Origin of the sequence: Litchfieldella anticariensis FP35 = DSM 16096 (assembly GCF_000409775.1) — a bacterium.
Taxonomy (GTDB): domain Bacteria; phylum Pseudomonadota; class Gammaproteobacteria; order Pseudomonadales; family Halomonadaceae; genus Litchfieldella; species Litchfieldella anticariensis.
This window is the reverse complement of record NZ_KE332392.1, coordinates 240,751-259,904: the sequence shown is the minus strand read 5'-3', so window position 1 is coordinate 259,904 and position 19,154 is coordinate 240,751. Positions and strand designations below refer to the sequence as shown.

Genomic DNA, 19,154 nt, shown 5'->3' with positions numbered 1-19,154 from the left:
CCTCGGAATCACGATTCCGCAGTTTCTTTCTGAGTTCACTATGCCACTTCATTGGGAAATTCAGAGCACGATATGCACCTGCTCGATATCGAGTCGAGTCCCGCCATGAATTCGCTCACCATATGACAGCGCTGCGTCGCTTCCGTCCGGCCACCAACGTGAAAACAATGCCTGCCAGGCCCCGATATCGAATGCCACCGGAAGCAGTTCAACCGTCAATGCTCCGGCTCGACTCCTCACCAGGGCGTCGGGATGGTAGCTGTCGACCGCAATTCGGCTGATCAGCCCACGCGCGTCGCCACGCAGGTTGCCCATTCCGGCACTGCCGTTATTGATGATCACTCGCTCATCTGAACACCAAAGTGCGGGTAAGCAGGTATGGGTGCCAGCGATCACGCTCACCCCCATTTGCTCGAACCAGCGCTCCAGTGTAGCGCGATGGCCATGATCGCACAGCGCCTCCAGGGCCATCCCCCAACCGGCCAGTGAGTCGGGATCACCATGCACTATCGCCACGCGTTGCCCGGCCAGCTCGAAGCAGCGATAGCGCGGTAGCTTTCTCAACTCGGCGACTTGCTCATGACAATCGGCCGCGACTCCCTGCAACCGCGCCATGATACGGTTCGAGCGCTCCACCACGCCGTCGTCCACATGATCGAGATAGGCACAGCCACATCCCGCTCCTGGATGCGCTTCGGCCAACTCGAATTCCACATTGCCCAATACTGCCGTGTGGCGCATCACGCGGTCATTGATCGCCCGAAAGGCTCCCCATTCAGCATCGAACCAGTGAAAGTCGCCATTGAAGATCAGCTCGACGCGACGCCCTGCGGCACGTTCCTCCTCGGCCATTGCTTCGATGGTCTCCAACGCCAGCGGGTTGCCGTACAGCCCGCCAATCACGTAGAACACGTCAGCATCGCAAGGCTCGACGACAGCCGTCACTTGCTCGGGTCGATAGCGATAAGCCAGGGGACAATGACGACCGGCACTCATCAGCGTGCTTCTCCAAGTCGCGGGGAGCGTATCAGGCGCAACACCAACGGCAGGAAGAATCCAGCAGTGCACAGCAGCAGCCCCCAGGCATTGACGCCCAGTAGCAGGCCATAGGGGCCATCACCGATCCGCCAGGCCTCGGGAATCAGACCAGCGGCGAGCAGGATACCCAACCCTACACCGCTCCAGAAGCTCAAGTGAAAACTCCACGGCGACCAGCGGGTCAGGCGATAGAACAGAAATACCGGTGCCAATCCCATGACCATAGTGCCACTGACGGTGGTGGCCTTGAGGATATCGGTGCCGGCGAACATCGGCAGGTTGCCGAGAATGGCGAAGACCACCATGACCACGGCTCCGACACGCATGCTGGGAAGCTCTCGCAGACGACCGGCCAGGCGCGGTAGGTCGACTGCCAGCGACTTGGCGAAGGAGGTAAAGGTAGAATCCAGGGTCGAGCCTGCCGAAGTCATCATGATGATGGTCATCGCCGCCAAGGCCGCGAGCCCCAGTGCCTGTCCCACCGCCGCCGGCGTATTGCCCATGCCCTCGATGCCCTGCAACTGGGCATGTACTCCCAGCAGGCTGAAGGCGAATACCGCAACGAAACCCAGCAAACCAGCGACGGCGAAGCTCTTGAGCATGGTTTTCTCGCGGTTGACGAAACCACGATCGGTGAGCACCGGGTCATGGAAGGGATAACTGAATATCTGCAACCCAGCCACCAGCAGCAGATCCATCCCGCCGCCAAGAGTGAAGCTGCCAGTGGTGAGCAACCGGTCGGGGCCCGAGCCGGGCATGACCAAGAACAGCACCGCACCGACGAAGAACACGAACAACACCGCTTGGATCATGTCGGTGAAGATCGAGCTGCGCAGTCCACCCTTGAGGCTGTAGGCCAAGGTAAAAGCGGTGAACAGCAAGGCGGCCAGATAGTAACCAGGTTCCCCGGGCATGCCGAAATAACCGCCGACCACGGCGGTATTACTCCACACCTCGTTGTAAAGGCGAATCAGGATCGCCACACCGAAGCTCAGTGCCGCCAGGCGCCCGAAGCGCGACGTCAGGAAGTGGGTCAGGCTCTCGGCCCCGGTCTGGGTGCGGATAAGATAGATCACATAGCCGGCCAGCGGTATCGACAGCCAATAGGTGGCATAGGCAAGCCCGCCTACCACGCCGTAGGCCTCGCCCAGGTTGGCGGCGTTGGTGACTGACTTCGCGAAGATCCAACTAATGAAGATACTGGCGGTCAGCGACCACTGCCCCACCGGGTTCCCCCGGGCATCCGCCCCACGATAAAATGACGCCGCGCTGTGACTGCGCGGCGATAGCCAATACATGAGGCCGCCGTAGACCAGCAGAAAGCCCCAGAACAGCAATGAGTGGTCGAGTGTCATCGAACCGGTTCCCTTTCCAGAAAATCCAGGCACTTAGTCCACCAGGATGACGATTCCTTACACACGATCATTTAATTGAGTTTCACCGGAGTAAGGATCTTTGCCGCATCTCGACTCTACTACCATTGCCATCGGCAAAGAGGGAAATTCATGAGATCGAGAGTCACAGGATGCATGGTCGTGTGCGGATTATCCCTGGCAACAAGCATACCTTCCTTGGCTGGTGAGATACGCTTCTCCCCCCAGGACATCGCCCATTGGCCAACGCGTTCTTTCGAAGGCGAGACCGACTATCGGCTGGTGGAGCGAGATGGCAGGACCGTGCTCCAGGCTCGTGCCCGAGGACAGGCCTCGGCCAAATACCTCGAGCGCGAGATCGATCTCGACGAGACGCCGTATCTACATTGGTGCTGGCAGGTGTCGAATATTCATGCGGACCTGGACGAGACCACCAAGTCAGGGGACGACTATCCCGCCAGGGTCTATGTAGCCTACAAAACCGGTCTACTGCCTTGGCAGGTGCAATCGGTGAACTATGTCTGGTCTTCCTCCCAGGCGGTGGGAAGCGATTGGCCCAATGCCTTCACCTCACACGCTCATCTGCTGGCCTTGCAAGGCGGTGAAGAAAATGTCGGCCGCTGGATGGCCGAAGTCAGGAATGTGCGTGACGACTTCCAGGCCTTGTTCGATTCTCGCCCGAACAGTATCAATGGCCTGGCACTGATGAGCGATGGCGACAATGCCGGCGTCAATGCCACGGCCTGGTTCACCCATCTGGGCTTCTCGGCCACACCGGAGCCGCCTGAGTGTCCAGCATGAAAGATGCCCTCTTTAGAGGGCATCCAAAGCCACACCGGCCGTACAATGCAAAGCGTCATCGCCTTGCACCAATCAACCGCTCGGCCAGGGTCTCCAGATCGGTGATGGTGAGGTCGGGCTCGCCACCCCAAGGGTCGAAGGGAGCTTCAGCGGTGCGTCTCACCCAGGCGGCGTGCAGGCCGGCATGCTTGGCGCCGATCACATCGAAGGGGTTGCTGGAAATCAGCCAGGTATCGTCGGCGCTGGATTCGAGTCGACTACGCAGATGGGAATAGACCGCGGGGTCGGGCTTGAAGCGTTTGACCTCGTCGACACTGACGATGTCGTCGAAACGCTCGCGGAGGCCGGCATGAATGAGCAACGTTTCCACCGCCTCGCGAGTGCCATTGGAAAAGGCCACACAGCGCACCCCGGCTTCGTGCAATCTCGCCAGAGCGTCGGCAGCTTCGGGAAAGGCTGGCAACCGGGCATAGGCTGCCATCAGGTGGTCCTTGTGAGTATCGGAAAGAGCGGCTCCCAAGGCACGATCGGTGAATTCCAAGGCTTCCCGGGTGCATTGGGCGAAATCCACGTACGAGCCCATCAGACTGCGACGAAAAGCATATTCCAACTGCTTGTCTCGCCAGCGCTGGGAAAAGGCCATCGCCTTGTCGCCCAGCACCGATTCGAGTTCGGTGACCACACCATGGGTATCGATCAGGGTGCCGTAGACATCGAAAGCCAGAACCATTGCCATGCCAATCACTCCCTTCCCATGAGTCATTGCGGATAGCTTGCCCCAGGGGTGGCCCTGGCTCAACCTGGCCAGGGCTCGGCCGGGACCAAAGGTCGCACTTCCCCTCTCAAGTATCGGCTAGCCGGGACAGCGCAAAATTGGCGATCGCTGTGTCCTGCACCCCGGTTCCCGTCAGGTCGCAGACGGTAATGGAGGCATCCGATACGCGCAATTTTTGCCCTTCGGCAATCACTTTGCCCAATTCATACACCTTGAACGGCGGCTCCTTATCGGCAAAGACCTTGAGTTCCCCGTTGTTCTCACTTTGTGGACGCGTGTCGCACACGAAGGCATCAGCACGGATCAACACTTCTTCATCGAGCTCACGCTTGTCGGGACTATCCGACCCCATGGCAGTGACATGCACGCCTTCGGGCAGATCGGACGCTTGGAGTATCGGCTCCCGTGCCGGAGTCGTGGTAACGACGATATCAGCTTGGGCGCAGGCCGACTTGATATCGTCGTGCACCTCGACCTCGAAACCTTGGCCACGCATTTCCTCGGCATAGCGCTCAGCTTCCTCACGCCGCCGTGCCCACACATCGACACTCTTGATGTCGCGCACTAGCTTGAGGGCTTCAACCTGCAGTCTGGCCTGCTCGCCAGCCCCCAGCACTGCGACCCGACGGCTACTCTCACGCGATAGATGCTTGGCGGCGATGGCCCCGGCCAGTGCCGTACGCACTGCGGTCAGATAGCCTTCATCGAAGAGCACCGCATCCACCAGGCCGGTCTTGGCCGAGAATGCCATCATCAGGCCATTGAGGCTCGGTAGCCCGCGTTTGGGATTGTCGAAAGAGCCCGTGCTGACCTTGATCGCGAAACGTTCCCACCCATGAATATGCGCGGTCTTGACGTCGACCTCGCTGTTGAACTCCTCCATGGCCATGGACAGGATCGGCGGTTGTATTACATCGCCACGGCCGAGAGCGGCAAAGCCCTCTTCCACGGTAGAAAGGGCTTCCTGGTCGAGCTTCACCGCTGCTTCGATTGCATCGCGTTGATAGAGCTGCATCTAAACCCCCTTAAGAATCGGTTTCGTCCGTAGGGGAGCGCAGTAGCTAGAAATCATCGCGCAGCAAGCTGCGCTCCCACGAAAAAAGTACCGGCAACTAGCGTTCCGCCAGACGCCGTGCCTGGTCGAATGTCTCCAGGGACACCCCATTGCCCGACAGGATCAGGGCGACTTTCTGGCCGCGAATATCGAGACCATGTTCGACGAGGGCCGCCAGTCCTACTGCGGCAGCACCTTCGACGAGAAGTTTCTCGTGCTCGAGGATATCGACCATGGCATTGGCAATTGCCGCTTCCGAAACCTGGTAGTGATCGTCCATCACCTCTCTTACCAAGGCGAAGGTGCAGTGATTGTCGAGCCCGATACCACCACCCAGGGAGTCGCCCAGACTCTCGACTTCCTCGACCTCGACCGGGTGGCCTGCTTGTAGGCTTTCCCACATGGCGGCGCCTTGTGACAAGCTGATACCGGTCACCTGGATACTGGGGCGAATGCCCTTGAGCGCGGCGCCGATACCGCCTAGGAGACCACCACCAGAAAGCCCGATCAGGACGCGATCGAGTGCCGGCTGATCTTCCAGAAGTTCCAGACCAATGCTGCCCTGCCCAGCCGCGATCAGCGGATCATCGAAGGGCGGTATCAGTGTCATGCCCTCTTCATCCACCAGCCGTGCCACCTCTTCGAAAGCCTCATCCTGGCTGCGACCGACGCGCCGGACTGTGGCTCCCAGCGCCTCGATGGCAGCCACCTTGTTGGCTGGCACCAGTTGTGACAGGCAGATCGTCGCTGGTACTCCCAAACGGGCAGCGGCGTAAGCCACCGCCCGGCCATGGTTGCCGGTCGAAGCGGTGGTCACTCCTTTGGCCAAGGCATCATGACCATGCTGCTCGATCAGCGCCGCGATCATGTTGGTGGCACCGCGCAGTTTGAAGGCGCCGGTGGGTTGGCAGGTTTCCAGCTTGAGAAACACCTCCGCGGAAAAGCGCTCGGACAGCATCTGTGAGCGAATCAGTGGTGTACGTGCCACTTGGCCGGCAATGCGCTTGCGCGCTGCGTAGATCGACGCCAGCGTCACGCCGTGCGTGGGTTCGAGCATAGGAAGTTCTCCATACGACATCGCCGCAGGGGTTTACCCTGCGGCGATAAGCATAGCAGTCGCAAGTCAGTCCTTGAGGTCGCCGGCGTTGGCCAGTTCGTCAGTGATGCGGTCCACCGCCCGCTTGGTGCGTGCCACGATCTCGTCGATCTCTCCGCGGGTCGCAACCAGCGGCGGCGCGAAACCGAGGATATCTCCCTGCGGCATGGCGCGGGCGATCAGGTTCTCGTCCAAAGCCGCTGCGGCGATGCGCGGCCCGACCTTGAGCGCAGGATCGAATTGGGTGCGAGCCGCCGGGTTGGGTGAGAATTCCAGCGCTGCCAGCATACCCACGCCACGTGCCTGACCGACGATGGGGTGGTCACCGAAAGCGGTCTGCATCTTCTGTTGCAGATAGGCACCGGTTTCGGCAGCGTTCCGGGTCAGCCCTTCGCGCTCGATGATCTCCAGGTTGGCAAGGCCCGCGGCACAGCCCAAGGCATGACCGGAGTAGGTCCAGCCATGACCGATAGGGCCGTACTCACCGGTACCCTGCTCCAGCACCTGCCACACCCGATCGCCGACGATCACCCCGGACAATGGCTGGTAAGCACTGGTCAACCCCTTGGCCACGGTGATCAGATCGGGCTTGATACCGTAATGATGACTGCCAAAGTCGGTACCGATGCGCCCGAAGCCACATACCACTTCATCGGCGATCAGCAGCACGTCGTACTTGGCCAGTACCGCTTGGATCTCGTCCCAATAGCCTTCGGGGGGTGGCACGATACCCCCAGTACCCAGCACCGGCTCCCCGATGAAAGCGGCGACAGTATCCGGACCCTCGGCCAGGATCATCTCTTCGAGTTTCTGGGCGCAGTACGCGGAAAACTCTCGCTCGCCCATCCCCTCCTGCTCAGCGCCGCGATGGTAGTAGTACGGTGCCTTGGTATGGCGAATGGTTTCGATCGGCAGATCGAAATGGTCGTGAAACGCCTTGAGACCAGTCAACGAGCCGGAGGCGATTCCCGAACCGTGATAACCGCGCATCCGCGAGATGACCTTTTTCTTCTGCGGACGCCCCAGCACGTTGTTGTAGTAACGCACGATCTTGAGCTGAGTCTCGTTGGCATCACTGCCGGACATGCCGTAGTAGACCTTGGACATGCCAGGGCCATAGAGCTTGAGAATCTTCTCGGACAGCTCGATCTGCGGCTCGTTGGAATGCCCCACATAGGTGTGGTAGTAAGACAGTTCCAGCGCCTGCTTGTAGATGGCCTCAGCCACTTCGGTACGGCCATAGCCGATATTGACGCAGTACAGACCAGCGAAGCCGTCGATGAATTCGCGGCCGTCCTTGTCGACGATATTGATGCCCTTGCCACCGGTGATGACGCGACCCGGTACATCGCCGTGCGCGAAATCGCGTAAATGAGTAGAGGCATGGAAAGTGACCTTGCGGTCACGTTCGATCAGTTCCTGGTGCAAGTTCATATCGTTCTCCTGAAAGTCCCCGGCCCTTGCACCGGGGAGGTTGTTCCCGAATCTGTTTAGCGTTCTTCTACATGCTGGAGCTTGGTGGGAGCTCAGCTCCCGGATACAGAGCCCAAGCTGCCCAGACAGTAATACTTCGTCTCGAGATATTCATCGATACCGCTGGAGCCACCTTCACGCCCCAAGCCGGACTGCTTGACGCCGCCGAAAGGAATGGGCGGGCCGGTCATCTTCACCGAGTTGACCGACACCATGCCGTACTCCAGTGCGCGCAACAGCTTCCAGATCCGGCGAATGTCGTGGGTATAGACATACGCCGCCAGACCGTACTCGGTATCGTTGGCCATCTCGATGACCTGATCGTCATCGCTGTAGGCGGTGATGCCAGCAACCGGCGCGAAGGTCTCCTCGCTCCACACTTTCATCTTCGGCGTCACTCCGGTGAGCAATACCGGCATGAAAAAGTTGGGGCCTGGTGCCTGGGACTGATCGCCAGCTACCAGCGTCGCCCCCTTGGAGATGGCGTCATCGACAATCTTGGAGGCCTTGTCCACAGCCTGGCTATGAATCAACGGCCCCAGATCGACTTCACTCTCCATCCCATTACCCACGGTCAGCGCCGCCATGCGCTCGGCGAAATGTGCGACGAATTCATCATGAATCGACTCGTGGACCAGGATACGGTCGGCCGCCAGGCAGTCCTGACCAACGGTCTGGAACTTGGCCGCCACCGCGGCATAGGCCGCTTCCTTGGGATCCACGTCCGGGCCGACGATGAAGGGCGCGTTACCGCCCAACTCCAGTGATACCCGCTTGACGGTATTGGCACACTGTTCGAGCAACAGCCGACCAACCCGCGTGGAACCGGTAAAGGAAAGCGCCATGACCCGCTCATCGGAACACAGGGTCTTTGAGATTTCCGCCGCCTCTCCGAGTACCACGTTAAAAACACCGGCTGGAATTCCAGCACGCTCGGCCAGTTCGGCCAATGCCAACGCCGAGAACGGCGTCTCACTGGCCGGCTTGACCACTACCGGGCAACCGGCCGCCATGGCCGCAGCGGCTTTGCGGGTGATCATCGCCAGTGGGAAGTTCCACGGAGTGATCAGCACGGCGACACCCACCGGCTCCTTGATGGTGCCAAGTGCCGCGTTGGGAATGTGGCTGGGAATGGTCTCACCGCGGGTACGCTTGCCCTCTTCGGCGAACCAGCGGATGAAGCTGGCACCATATTCCACCTCACCACGAGAATCCGGCAGCGGCTTGCCCTGCTCCAGCGTCATGAGGATGGCCAGGTCCTCGCGATTGGCTTGCAGCAGGTCGTACCAAGCCAACAGGCGTTCACAGCGCTCGTCGGCACGCAGCGCCCGCCAATGGGAGAACGCCTTCTCAGCGGCATCCACGGCACTGCGAACCTGATCGGCTTCCAGCCAGGGAATATGGCCCAATACCTCGCCAGTGGCCGGATTGGTCACGGCTTCATCACGACCGCCGCTACCGTGGGTCCACTTGCCGTCTATATACGCATGCTGACGAAACAGACGCGGATCGCTTAGCTTGTCGGACATAGTCATAGAACACCTCCCCCTGACGCACCGGTCACTGCCAACCAGACATTCCGGCAATGAAAATTGGGTCAGGCAGCCTGTGGCTACCTGATGTGTATAGGGTAGGCCCCATCAGGGGAAGAGAGTTTTTGTTCCACCGCCTACAAATTGCGGTTTTTTTTGTCTCGCGTCGGCGACGTGCAGAATTTTCTGGCCAACGACAAACACCCACGCCAGGCCGGCGTGGGCGTTATTCCAAGTGGTTGTTCAATCGGTGTCGCCAGGTGTCTCCAACGCCTCCTCAGTGAACACCAACAAACCCAACTCGGGGCGGTAGCCGTGGATTTCCGTGACGTCCAGCGCCTGCAGGAAATGCAGGATTCCCTCGCTGATCACCTGCCCGGGAACCAACACCGGGAAGCCAGGTGGATAGGGGATCACGAAACTCGCCGAGACCACGTCGCGACCGGCACGCATCTGACGCTGCAGCTCTCCGTTGTCGAAACGCAGATACTCGGTGTTCTCGTCATCGTAACTGAGGAAGTAGGCACGGCGGATATCCCCTTCCGGTGTGCTGCCGCCCGGTTTGGGACGGAAAGCATCGTGGAAGCGGCTGAAATCCGGTAGCGGTGGCAATTCCTCGGTCAATGACTTAACTCGATGCTCGATGATCTTGCGCTCGGGACGACTACTGTCTTCCCAACGGCGGTCGAACTCCTTGGCGATCTTCATCAGTACGTCGAGTAGGTAGGCGATGGCCCCCCGAGAGGTGCCGATGTTGGTCATGAACAGCACGGTGTTGCGCGAGGTCTTGTTGATCTGGATACCGAACTTGTTCATCAAGTATTCGTTCTTGAAGGCATCACCATCGGTGCCGGTCTTGCCAATCGCCAGTGTGATACGAGTGGGGTCGACGACAAATTCGTCCTGTGCCCAGGCTTCTTCCATCTTGTTCCAGCCACTGACGGCATCGTAGTAAGTTTCCACTCCCGACTGCCGATACTCCAGCGGTACCATGTCGCTGTTCTTGAGCACCTGGAAGTACTTCTGCAGCAGAGGGTTGGTATACAGCTGCTCACGTAGCGACAGTGCGGCCTCTACCTGGGCGTGCACCAGCTCGAAGCCCTCCATCTCGGCCTGCATGCGCCCCACGTCCAGCGAAGCGACGATCTGATAGTTGGGCGAGGTCGAGGTATGTGTCATGTAGGCTTCGTGGAAGGGGGCCTCGACCTTCTGGCGAAAGTCCTGGTCGTAGACATGGATCATCGAGCCCTGACGCAAGGACGTCAGGGTCTTATGGGTGGAGTGGGTGGCATAGGTGCGCACGCGCACGACATCCGGATCGGGCATCAGCCGCCGGTCCAGCCAAGTGGCATCGTCGTCCGGATCAAGGCTGTCGAACTCGGCCTTCCAGGCGGCGTACTCCTCGCGGTAGGCCTCGCTGCGATACCTATCGCGCAGGGTACGCGCGGCATGCATGGCAGTACGCGGCCGATAGGTCGGGTTGAAGGTAGCGAAAGCAAACCACGCCTCGTCCCACAGGAACACCAGGTCGGGCTTGATCGCCAGGCACTCCTCCATCACTCGGCGCACATTGTAGACCACGCCGTCGAAGGTGCAATTGGTCAACAACAGCATCTTGACCTTGTCGAGCTGACCGCTGCGCTTGAACTCGAGCAATGTCTTCTTGATCTCCTTGAGCGGCACCGCCCCGTACATGGAGTAATCGTTGAGCGGGTAGGAGTCGAGATAGGCAACGTGGGCCCCGGCCAGCACCATGCCATAGTGGTGCGACTTGTGGCAGTCGCGGTCGACCAGCACGATATCGTGTGGCTTGACCAGTGCCTGGACCACGATCTTGTTGGCGGTGGAAGTGCCGTTGGTGACGAAGAAGCTCTGCCGAGCACCAAAAGCTCTCGCGGCATATTCCTGTGCCTTTTTGATCGGGCCGTATGGCTGCAGCAGCGAATCCAGCCCGCCGGACGTCGCCGAGGTCTCGGCGAGAAAGATGTTAATGCCATAGAAATCGATCATATGCCCAGCCCAGTGAGAGCGGGTGACCGACTTGCCGCGAGAAATCGGCATGGCATGGAACACCCCCGTGGGCTTGCGGCTGTATTCGCGCAGGGCATCGAAGAAAGGTGTGCGGTAGCGATTGTCGATGGCACGCAGGATGGTGTGGTGCTGCTCGATGTAATCGGTCTCGCGGTAGAAGATGCGGTTGAAGTGCCGGATATCCTGACTGGCAGTGGCTTCGACGTCGCCGCTGGTGACCAGGAACTGGTCGATCTCCGGGCGGATTTCGTGAATCATCGAACTCAGCAGGATGCTGCGCTCGGCCTCGGACTTGTTCTCGAGCTCGACTTCCGACAGCCCTTCCAGGTAATTGCGCAAGGCGCTCAGGTTGTATTTCGACTTGTAAGGGAATTCGTAGCGGATCAAACAAGCCTGGATGTTGGGGTTGACCAGGATCGCGATCAGCGCATCCTCGAAGCTTCTCACCGTGACCACGTCATAGACGAACTTGTCCTCCGGACGACGCAGGTTATGAAATGCCTCGCGCACCACCTCCTCTTCCTGCTGCGACATGGCATCGACGATCAGCAGTTCGAAATAGGGTTGCGCCGCACTGTTGGAGGCAGGATGGCCACGCCGCAACTGAGCCAGGGCGTCCATGGTCTCGAGGTCTTCGGCGTCGGCGTCGGTCTCACTGAGATCGACATGGCGGCGCCGGTAGGATTCGCTGATCAGCGCCCGTACCAGGCGTTTGACGACCTTCTCGAGCAGTGAATACTCCTCACGGTCGAACAGCGTCCACAGATGACGGAAGTCCTCCTTGGAGGGGAAGGCATGGTAGTCCTCGATGATCTCCAGGCGCGTTAGCTTGACGTCCACGGCCTTGATCAGGTGCCTCGCCTGGCTATCCTCCTTGCCCAACTTGGCCAGTCGCGCCAGATCGCGCGTCAAGGCGTTCCACGTATCTGCGCGGAGCTGTGAAATCTTGTGATAAAACCCCAGCGCCGTATATGGCGTTTCCGTACCCGTCATCTCGCTCATGATACCCACCTGGCTAAGCCTTGTTCGTTATCATCTCACCTGCCTCATTCAGGCAGCCAAAGGCGTACTGCTGCGTTCCCATCCTCCTTGATCGATCAGCCCACATTCGCTGCAGGGCTGGCATAGTGGATATTCAATGCCGTCTCCTGGAAGTACTCGAAGGATAGCTCCAGACAAGTCCGCGGCCAGCGAAACTCGGCCTGCCCCAGGGAGGGGCGATAGACAGCGGTGTAGACGGTACCCAGGCCCCGCTGATAATCACTGCGATACAGCGGCGGGGTAGAGAAGGCCGAAATGAGACGTGACTCGGTAGTGGCTTCATCGTCCACCAGGATCGATAGCTGTCGCTCGCGGATCAGCGTCTCCGACGCCAGAGCATGGGCGTACCATTCAATCTTCTTCTGATGATTGGTGGCCACCTGCACCCGCTTGATGGAAGCCGGGCGATCCGGTGCGATCATCGCCGTGACGTAGCGTCCTTGGGCATCGAGCACGGTGATGTTGTACGCCATGTGGGTAGGCACTCGCGCCAGCACTTCGGCGGCTTCGGGAGTCGAATCGCAGAACTCGAGGATATAGCGCAGAATGATCGGCGCCCCGAAGCCATCGCCAACCACCTTGCGCCCACCAAAGGCCAGCGAGACGGCAAGCCCCCTGTCATTGATGCCGTCCAGCACGCCCCACAGGCAGTCGGACATGGCAATGACCCGCCGCTCGTTCCAGCGGCTGTAAAGAATAGTGCCCTCGCACAATTCCGGTGGATAGTCGTAGTTGCGTACCAGCACATTGGCATCATGCCTGGTCAATGCCGCCTGAGAGCAACCGGTGATATAGGCCGGCGGGCGGTAAAGACTGAGCATGCGTGCCGCCAGATCACCACCGCCGGCCAGTTCACATAGCCGTTCGTAGGTCGGCACCAGTTCCGGCATATGCTGGCTCAATGCGTTATAGCACGCCAGGTAGCCGGGGCGTTCACGCTCGCTCTCCGACAGGTACCAGCGCTCGTACGCCGGCCAATGCAGGTCGAAGAGCGTACGCCACTTCTCGCCTGCTTCGGCTTCATGCACGGTCCGAAATACGAGCTTCTTGTCCATATCATTCTCCCGCTACCGCCGGCTTGGCCGGCAGCCGCGGGTCTCTACTCCGTTCAAAGGATCTTGAAATTGCCGCCACCGATGGCATGGTTGACGGCCACCTCCTCGACCACCGGATCCTGAAGCACCTGGCCGTCGAACTGACCGCGGATGCCCTCGATCCAAGCCTTGGCTCGTGGCGTGAGTTGGAAGTCATCATCCATCAGCCGGCCGCGTGTGATCAGGATACCTAGATCCGCGCCCTCATAACGGAAATCGCCGACACCGCTGATACGCAGGAAGAACGCTTCCTGTTCGCTCTCCGCAGCATGTGGGTGATAGTTGAAGTGGTCATAGGCGATGCTGTCATCCTCGGCTATCTTCCATACACCGGACTGAGGCGCGCGAGTCAACAGGTCCACTGATTCCTCGGTGTGCTTGATCACCAGTTGGCTCCAACTGTCGATGCTGTCGGGATGTGCCCAGCGATCGTTGATCTCTTGGATGTCGATATCGAAATCCTGGTCGGAGAATTCCAGCAAGTGGAACAGGAATAGCGGGATGTCGGAGTGGGCGAAAGCTGCCACATTGGTCAGCGAGCTGGCGCCGGTGACGCGGGGATTGAGCTCACCCAGGTAAACCTCATGGGTGTCCATATCGATCAGGAAGTCGAGCTCGAAGTAGCCGCGGTAGCCCTCCTCGCGCAGCGCCTCGCCGAACTTGAAGGTGTACTCCCGGGCCTTGTCGCGCACTTCCTGGGTGAAGGCCCCGGCGAACATCTCATTGCCGCACCAACCGCCCTTGTAGGGTGTCAGCGACTTGAAGCCCACCAACTCGGTCATCAGCGGGCCAACCACGGTACCGCAGCGGGTGGCACAGGCCTCGATCGCCGAGCCACGGCAGTTGATGCGCTTCATGATCTTGACCTCGGGCTCGGCCTCGATCTCTTCGGCATGTTTGTAGTAGTCGTCCTCGTTGGCGATGAAAAAGGTGGTATGCCCCGAGTCGCCGAAAGCGGTCTGTACCACCAGGTCATTGCCCAGTTCTTTGCTGACGTCCAGTAGCTCCTGGTAGCTGCCCACCTTGGCCAGCACATTGGGCACGCTGGGCACGCCGGCCTTGTTGCCGATGCGCACCGTCTCGATCTTGTTGTCCATGCGCGAGCGCAGCGCCGCTGGCGGGAACGCCACTTTCAGCCCCAATTGCTGACAGATCTCTTCGGTGTGTTCGTCGAACATCAGGAAGGTAGCGGTACCATTACCGCCACGCGACTTTAGATAGTCGATGACTTCCTTGTGCTCGAGTAGATAGTTGTTGATGTCCTCGATACTCTCGAAATCCCGTGGAAACTTCTCCTTGGGTACGAAGACATTCTTCTGCCGTCCATCGAAGCAATCGATGTAGTTGATGTGCCGGAAGTTCCCCACCCAGTCACCGATCCCCAACAGGTTGAAGTTGGTGGCCGAGATGAAATAGATCGGCTCCTTGTTGCTGTGGAAATAGCGCCGTACGTCGGAGATGCTCGTGATCTTGTTCATCGTCATCGCTCCTGTCGTTGTGCTTTCCATCTCGAACTCGACGGTTGAAGTGGATCGCCCCTTGACGTCCTTCGATGAGCGATGGTTGTCGCGGGGTGCGATCCACAGGGATAGGAAGTGACGCAGTCGAGCGATGAAGTGGTTGACGGCCATGGTTAGACTCCTCGTTCGTTCAACTGCGTCATCCTGAAGCAAGAAACCCTGAAGGCATCAGTATTCTTCGATATCGGCTCTGGCCGGTTTGGCCAGCGGCCCCAGGGAATCGAGGAATGGGGTGGAACCGGTTTCGCTGCGATACAGCGAGAAGTCCACCTCCCGATCACGGAAGCTCTTGAGTGGCTGTCCCAATCCACGCAGACCGCTCTCGCGTTCCCGGCGAACCCGATTGAGGTCGATCTCGACGGGAATGATTTCCTCGCCGATACCCGCCTGATGAATGACATCACCGGATGGGCCCACCACGATGGAGCGGCCGTTGCCCATGGCACCGGCGCCGTTGATATCGAAGAAGTAGCACTGGTTGATGGCGGCGTTGGTGCGTGCGATCGACAGTTCGATATCGCGATCGATGGTATCGGTCATGGTCGGGTGCAGAATCACCTCTGCCCCCATTGCCGCCAGGGTGCGAGTCGTCTCGGGGAACCACATGTCATAACAGATCGAGACACCGAAACGACCGATATTGGGCACATCGAAGGTCACGAACTCGCTGCCCCCCTCCACTCCTGCCTCATAAGGACGGAACGGAAACATCTTGCGGTAACGGCAGACCACCTGGCCACGGGGATTGATCACGCTCAGCGTGTTATAGATCTTGTCGTCGACTTGCTCGAACATCGAGCCAGGAATCAGCCAGATACGATACTTCTCGGCAAGCTGGCAGAACATCTCTTCCATGACACAGGGCATTGGTTGGGCATGGTGGGTGGAAGCACCATTGGCTACCAACTCACTGAACAACACCATCTGCACCTGAGGAAAGCGGGACATCAGCAAATCGATGCGGTGACGCATGGCCTCAGTATTGTCACCGTGGTGCAAGGCATACATCTGTACCCCTGCAATCGTGAAATAGGACATAAGCTCCCTCTAGGCGATCGCCTGCACATACTCACGTTAGATTGACTGGCGACATCGCCTTCCGTGCACAAGGCACGAATTCAGCTTATGCCAGATTCTTGCGACATGTAAGTAGGACAACGACTTGACGCCACCCTTGAAAAGGGCCTTGAGGAAGGGATCATTCTGGCAGGAATGCCTGATTCATTGGCTATCCAATTGAATCGGCGGGGATTCTCGTTTGACCGTCTTGGTCACGATATAGGTGAAATAGCGCTCGATGCCGATATCCGACATCAGCCAAGCGTCCATTAGCCGTTGATAGGCATCGATGGTGTCGGCCTCGACCTTGATCAGGTAGTCGACCCCGCCGCCCACCGCCACGCATTCGGTAACCTCGGGAGTGTCATGCACCATGGCTTCGAAACGTTGGAAGCTCTCCGCATTGTGCTGTTTCAGTTCGATCTGCACCCATACCGGCGTGCGCTTGACCAGCACCCGCGGATTGATACGGGCGCTATAGCCTTCGATGATCCCCGCCTTTTCCAGGCGGCGCACCCGTTCCCAGCAGGGGCTGACAGAGAGATTGATGGTGTCGGCCAATCGGGACTTGGTGATGCGGCCGTCCGTGGCCAGGATCTCGAGGATCTTCAGATCGTAGCGATCGAGCTTCATATGTTTCCCTAAGGCTTGTCTGAAAAGTCGCCGAGCGATGGCCAGACAAGGCAAAAATCAGCGAAAAAACGGAGTTTACGTGGTTGTAAATGAGGTCTTTGAGCTGATTTTTAACGCCGTATGGGCGAGCGCAGGCAGTTTTCAGACAAAGCCTAACCTAAGGAGTCGACAACTTCGGCAATCACCGCAATCGTGTCGCCCATATTGACTTGAGCCGGGAAACGCCGCGCCACCAGCAGACCGCTGCGATTGGCGCGATATTCCACCGGGGCGCTACCAGTACGCGTCATGTCGTAGACACGGGCAATCACTTGGCCCTTCTCTACCGACTCTCCCAACGCCAGCGTCAATTCCAGTAAACCGGTATGTTCACTTTGCACATAACAACTGGCATCCGGCATATCGACGTAGACCTGCGGCTCGCTGGGCGATTCGAGCTTGCCATCAATCAAACAGTAGTGAATCAGGAAATTCTTCACGCCGCGCTCGGCAATGGCCAGACGTTCCGGTGTGGTGGTGCCGCCGCCGCCTAGTTCAGTGGCCACGAAGATCTTGCCTTGACTCTCTACCGCCGTGTCGAACAGCTTGGCAGCATCGAGCTCGAACATCATCATTGCCGTGGGCGCACCAAAGGCGATGGCGCCCTCCAACGCTTGACGTTGTTGATCCTTGTTGTCCAGCGCGTGCGAAGCGGCGAACGGCACAATGTCCAGCGTGCGCCCACCGGAGTGCAGATCCAGTACCACGTCACACTTCGGCACCAGATAGCGGGTGAAGTAGTCGGCAATCTGCTCGGTCACCGTGCCATCCGGGTCACCGGGAAAGCTGCGATTGAGATTACCACCGTCCATGGGTGAGGTGCGCCTACCTGCCATCGCCGCCGGTGCGTTCATCATCGGCACGATGATCACCCGCCCCTGCACATCCTTGGCATCAAGCGTGTTGGCAAGCTTCACGAGAGCGGTAATGCCCTCATACTCGTCACCGTGATTGCCCCCCGTCAGCAAGGCGGTAGGACCGGTTCCGTTGACGACCACGGTGATGGGAATCATCACCGCGCCCCAGGCTGACTCATCGTTGGAGATCGGCAGCTTGAGAAAACCGTGCTGAACGCCGTCGGCTTCGAAGTCGACGGTAGCGGAAATCGGGCTGGGTCGCTTGCTCATATATCGTTCTCCTCGGGCGCCTGGCTCGCTTGGTGAAAAACCAGAGCGCCACTGCATAAATAGCCTGAACGTTACCTAAAACAGCTTGCGCGTCACTTCACGAACAGCTGGCGCGGGAAATCGGCCAACGTTTCGGCACCGGTTTCGGTGATCAGGATAGACTCGGTGATCTCCAGCCCCCAGTCGTCCATCCACATACCGGGCATGAAGTGGAACGTCATTCCCGGCTCGAGGATCGTTTCGTCGGAAGGACGCAAACTCATGGTTCGCTCGCCCCAGTCAGGGGGATAGCTGATACCGATCGGATAGCCGCAGCGTGCACCGCCGCGGTCAAAGCCATACTTGTCCATGGCCGCACCCAATGCCATGGCGATATCGGCACAACGATTGCCAGGTTTGGCAACCTCCAAGCCATTCTCGATCCCTTCGAGCAATGCAGACTCACCACGCACGAAGTCCGTTGGTGGTTTGCCGAGGAATACGGTACGCGACAACGGGGCATGGTAACGTTTGAAACAACCGGCAATCTCGAAGAAGGTCCCTTCGCCCTCGCGGAATGGGGTGTCATCCCATGTCAGGTGAGGCGCCGCTGCATCCTTGCCGGTGGGCAAAAGCGGCACGATGGCTGGATAGTCGCCGCCGTAGACGATACCCTCCGGTGATGTCCACCCTTCGATGCCCACCCGATAGATTTCCGACACCAGCTTGCTCTTGGCCAGCCCCGGTTCGATGACTTCCAGAATCCGCGCATGCATGCCCTCGACGATCTTGGCAGCGATGCGCATGTACTCGATCTCGCGTGGCGATTTGATCGCACGGCACCAGTTGACCAAGGCGTTGGCATCCTGGAAACGGGCATGCGGGAGTTCCCGCAGCAGGCTCTGATAGGCCTTGGCCGAAAAATAATAGTTGTCCATCTCCATGCCCACTACCCCGTCATGCCAACCTCGGTCAGGCATGATGGACTGGGCCAGGTAATCCATGGGGTGCATGTCCGGATTCTGCACGTAGTAATCCGGATAGTGGGTGATGTTCTCCGGATCCATCCAGCAGGTACGCAAGGCACCGTTGCTGTCCTGGCGACGGCCGTACCACACTGGCTCACCTTCCAGGCCCAGCAACACGCACTGGTGTACATAGAAAGACCAACCGTCATAACCCGTCAGCCAGGCCATGTTGGATGGGTCGCTGATGATCAGCACATCGATGCCTCGGTTGGCCATCTCTGCACGCACCTTCCATAGGCGCTGTGCATATTCCTCACGAGTGAAAGGCAGGGAAACCTCGATCATGGGCCACTCGCCATAATGAAAATCGCCAAAACCGGCCCTTCTCAACCGCTTGAGAACGCCGAGCCCTTGCTTTCAGACCCAGTGTCCTGAATCTGAAAAACCGTCGGCGTCGCCGACGGTAGAGTACTGCTTGAGTGCCAATTGGTTGCTAGAAACTGTGCCGGACGCCTGTTGAA

15 protein-coding genes are annotated in these 19,154 nt (G+C 59.0%); 1 reads left to right on the top strand and 14 read right to left on the bottom strand.

Going from position 1 to position 19,154, the window contains the following annotated elements; genetic code table 11:
• Positions 1 to 60: 60 nt before the first annotated feature.
• Entirely contained in the window at positions 61 to 996 is a 936-nt protein-coding gene (locus tag L861_RS16740) for a metallophosphoesterase family protein (RefSeq protein WP_016417823.1), read from the bottom strand.
• Positions 996 to 2,393 carry a sodium:solute symporter family transporter gene (locus tag L861_RS16735; RefSeq protein ID WP_016417822.1) on the bottom strand — a complete coding sequence of 466 codons (1,398 nt, stop codon included), beginning with the start codon at positions 2,391 to 2,393 and terminating at the stop codon, positions 996 to 998. The genes L861_RS16740 and L861_RS16735 overlap by 1 nt, the downstream gene beginning before the upstream one ends.
• Positions 2,394 to 2,567: 174 nt before the next feature.
• On the opposite strand from L861_RS16735, the gene L861_RS16730 reads away from it, so the two are divergent.
• A complete protein-coding gene (locus L861_RS16730; RefSeq protein ID WP_016417821.1) occupies positions 2,568 to 3,212 on the top strand; it encodes a DUF3047 domain-containing protein in 645 nt (214 codons plus the stop codon).
• Between the two features lie 55 nt (positions 3,213 to 3,267).
• On the opposite strand, the gene L861_RS16725 is transcribed toward L861_RS16730, so the two are convergent.
• The 12 genes from L861_RS16725 to doeA form a co-directional block, all read right to left on the bottom strand.
• A complete protein-coding gene (locus L861_RS16725) occupies positions 3,268 to 3,948 on the bottom strand; it encodes a haloacid dehalogenase type II (protein ID WP_016417820.1) in 681 nt (226 codons plus the stop codon).
• Between the two features lie 106 nt (positions 3,949 to 4,054).
• Complete coding sequence (locus tag L861_RS16720) at positions 4,055 to 5,002, bottom strand: cyclodeaminase (RefSeq protein WP_016417819.1); 948 nt, start codon at positions 5,000 to 5,002, stop codon at positions 4,055 to 4,057.
• 97 nt (positions 5,003 to 5,099) lie between these two features.
• The gene (gene eutB, locus L861_RS16715) at positions 5,100 to 6,098 is read right to left on the bottom strand and encodes a hydroxyectoine utilization dehydratase EutB (RefSeq protein ID WP_016417818.1); all 999 of its coding nucleotides are present in this window, start codon (positions 6,096 to 6,098) and stop codon (positions 5,100 to 5,102) included.
• A 66-nt stretch (positions 6,099 to 6,164) separates the two neighbouring features.
• Positions 6,165 to 7,571: an aminotransferase gene (locus L861_RS16710; RefSeq protein WP_016417817.1), complete on the bottom strand. Its 1,407-nt coding sequence runs from the start codon at positions 7,569 to 7,571 to the stop codon at positions 6,165 to 6,167.
• Positions 7,572 to 7,663: 92 nt separating this feature from the next.
• The gene (locus tag L861_RS16705) at positions 7,664 to 9,145 is read right to left on the bottom strand and encodes an NAD-dependent succinate-semialdehyde dehydrogenase (RefSeq protein ID WP_016417816.1); all 1,482 of its coding nucleotides are present in this window, start codon (positions 9,143 to 9,145) and stop codon (positions 7,664 to 7,666) included.
• A gap of 240 nt (positions 9,146 to 9,385) precedes the next feature.
• A complete protein-coding gene (locus L861_RS16700) occupies positions 9,386 to 12,175 on the bottom strand; it encodes an aminotransferase class I/II-fold pyridoxal phosphate-dependent enzyme (RefSeq protein WP_016417815.1) in 2,790 nt (929 codons plus the stop codon).
• A gap of 95 nt (positions 12,176 to 12,270) precedes the next feature.
• Positions 12,271 to 13,269: a C45 family autoproteolytic acyltransferase/hydrolase gene (locus L861_RS16695; RefSeq protein WP_016417814.1), complete on the bottom strand. Its 999-nt coding sequence runs from the start codon at positions 13,267 to 13,269 to the stop codon at positions 12,271 to 12,273.
• A 53-nt stretch (positions 13,270 to 13,322) separates the two neighbouring features.
• Complete coding sequence (locus tag L861_RS16690) at positions 13,323 to 14,939, bottom strand: biotin carboxylase (protein WP_016417813.1); 1,617 nt, start codon at positions 14,937 to 14,939, stop codon at positions 13,323 to 13,325.
• A 57-nt stretch (positions 14,940 to 14,996) separates the two neighbouring features.
• Complete coding sequence (locus L861_RS16685) at positions 14,997 to 15,866, bottom strand: carbon-nitrogen hydrolase family protein (protein WP_016417812.1); 870 nt, start codon at positions 15,864 to 15,866, stop codon at positions 14,997 to 14,999.
• A 183-nt stretch (positions 15,867 to 16,049) separates the two neighbouring features.
• The gene (locus L861_RS16680; protein WP_016417811.1) at positions 16,050 to 16,520 is read right to left on the bottom strand and encodes an Lrp/AsnC family transcriptional regulator; all 471 of its coding nucleotides are present in this window, start codon (positions 16,518 to 16,520) and stop codon (positions 16,050 to 16,052) included.
• A gap of 152 nt (positions 16,521 to 16,672) precedes the next feature.
• On the bottom strand, positions 16,673 to 17,686 hold the full coding sequence (gene doeB, locus L861_RS16675; RefSeq protein WP_016417810.1) for a N(2)-acetyl-L-2,4-diaminobutanoate deacetylase DoeB: 1,014 nt from the start codon (positions 17,684 to 17,686) through the stop codon (positions 16,673 to 16,675).
• 92 nt (positions 17,687 to 17,778) lie between these two features.
• On the bottom strand, positions 17,779 to 18,978 hold the full coding sequence (doeA, locus tag L861_RS16670; RefSeq protein WP_016417809.1) for an ectoine hydrolase DoeA: 1,200 nt from the start codon (positions 18,976 to 18,978) through the stop codon (positions 17,779 to 17,781).
• Positions 18,979 to 19,154 lie beyond the last annotated feature (176 nt).

What these genes read in the sequence shown, in the direction of transcription:
- L861_RS16740 (WP_016417823.1), bottom strand. Translation starts at nt 996, where the DNA reads ATGAGTGCCGGTCGTCATTGTCCCCTGGCTTATCGCTATCGACCCGAG.
- L861_RS16735 (WP_016417822.1), bottom strand. Translation starts at nt 2,393, where the DNA reads ATGACACTCGACCACTCATTGCTGTTCTGGGGCTTTCTGCTGGTCTAC.
- L861_RS16730 (WP_016417821.1), top strand. Translation starts at nt 2,568, where the DNA reads ATGGTCGTGTGCGGATTATCCCTGGCAACAAGCATACCTTCCTTGGCT.
- L861_RS16725 (WP_016417820.1), bottom strand. Translation starts at nt 3,948, where the DNA reads ATGGCAATGGTTCTGGCTTTCGATGTCTACGGCACCCTGATCGATACC.
- L861_RS16720 (WP_016417819.1), bottom strand. Translation starts at nt 5,002, where the DNA reads ATGCAGCTCTATCAACGCGATGCAATCGAAGCAGCGGTGAAGCTCGAC.
- eutB (WP_016417818.1), bottom strand. Translation starts at nt 6,098, where the DNA reads ATGCTCGAACCCACGCACGGCGTGACGCTGGCGTCGATCTACGCAGCG.
- L861_RS16710 (WP_016417817.1), bottom strand. Translation starts at nt 7,571, where the DNA reads ATGAACTTGCACCAGGAACTGATCGAACGTGACCGCAAGGTCACTTTC.
- L861_RS16705 (WP_016417816.1), bottom strand. Translation starts at nt 9,145, where the DNA reads ATGACTATGTCCGACAAGCTAAGCGATCCGCGTCTGTTTCGTCAGCAT.
- L861_RS16700 (WP_016417815.1), bottom strand. Translation starts at nt 12,175, where the DNA reads ATGAGCGAGATGACGGGTACGGAAACGCCATATACGGCGCTGGGGTTT.
- L861_RS16695 (WP_016417814.1), bottom strand. Translation starts at nt 13,269, where the DNA reads ATGGACAAGAAGCTCGTATTTCGGACCGTGCATGAAGCCGAAGCAGGC.
- L861_RS16690 (WP_016417813.1), bottom strand. Translation starts at nt 14,939, where the DNA reads ATGGCCGTCAACCACTTCATCGCTCGACTGCGTCACTTCCTATCCCTG.
- L861_RS16685 (WP_016417812.1), bottom strand. Translation starts at nt 15,866, where the DNA reads ATGTCCTATTTCACGATTGCAGGGGTACAGATGTATGCCTTGCACCAC.
- L861_RS16680 (WP_016417811.1), bottom strand. Translation starts at nt 16,520, where the DNA reads ATGAAGCTCGATCGCTACGATCTGAAGATCCTCGAGATCCTGGCCACG.
- doeB (WP_016417810.1), bottom strand. Translation starts at nt 17,686, where the DNA reads ATGAGCAAGCGACCCAGCCCGATTTCCGCTACCGTCGACTTCGAAGCC.
- doeA (WP_016417809.1), bottom strand. Translation starts at nt 18,978, where the DNA reads ATGATCGAGGTTTCCCTGCCTTTCACTCGTGAGGAATATGCACAGCGC.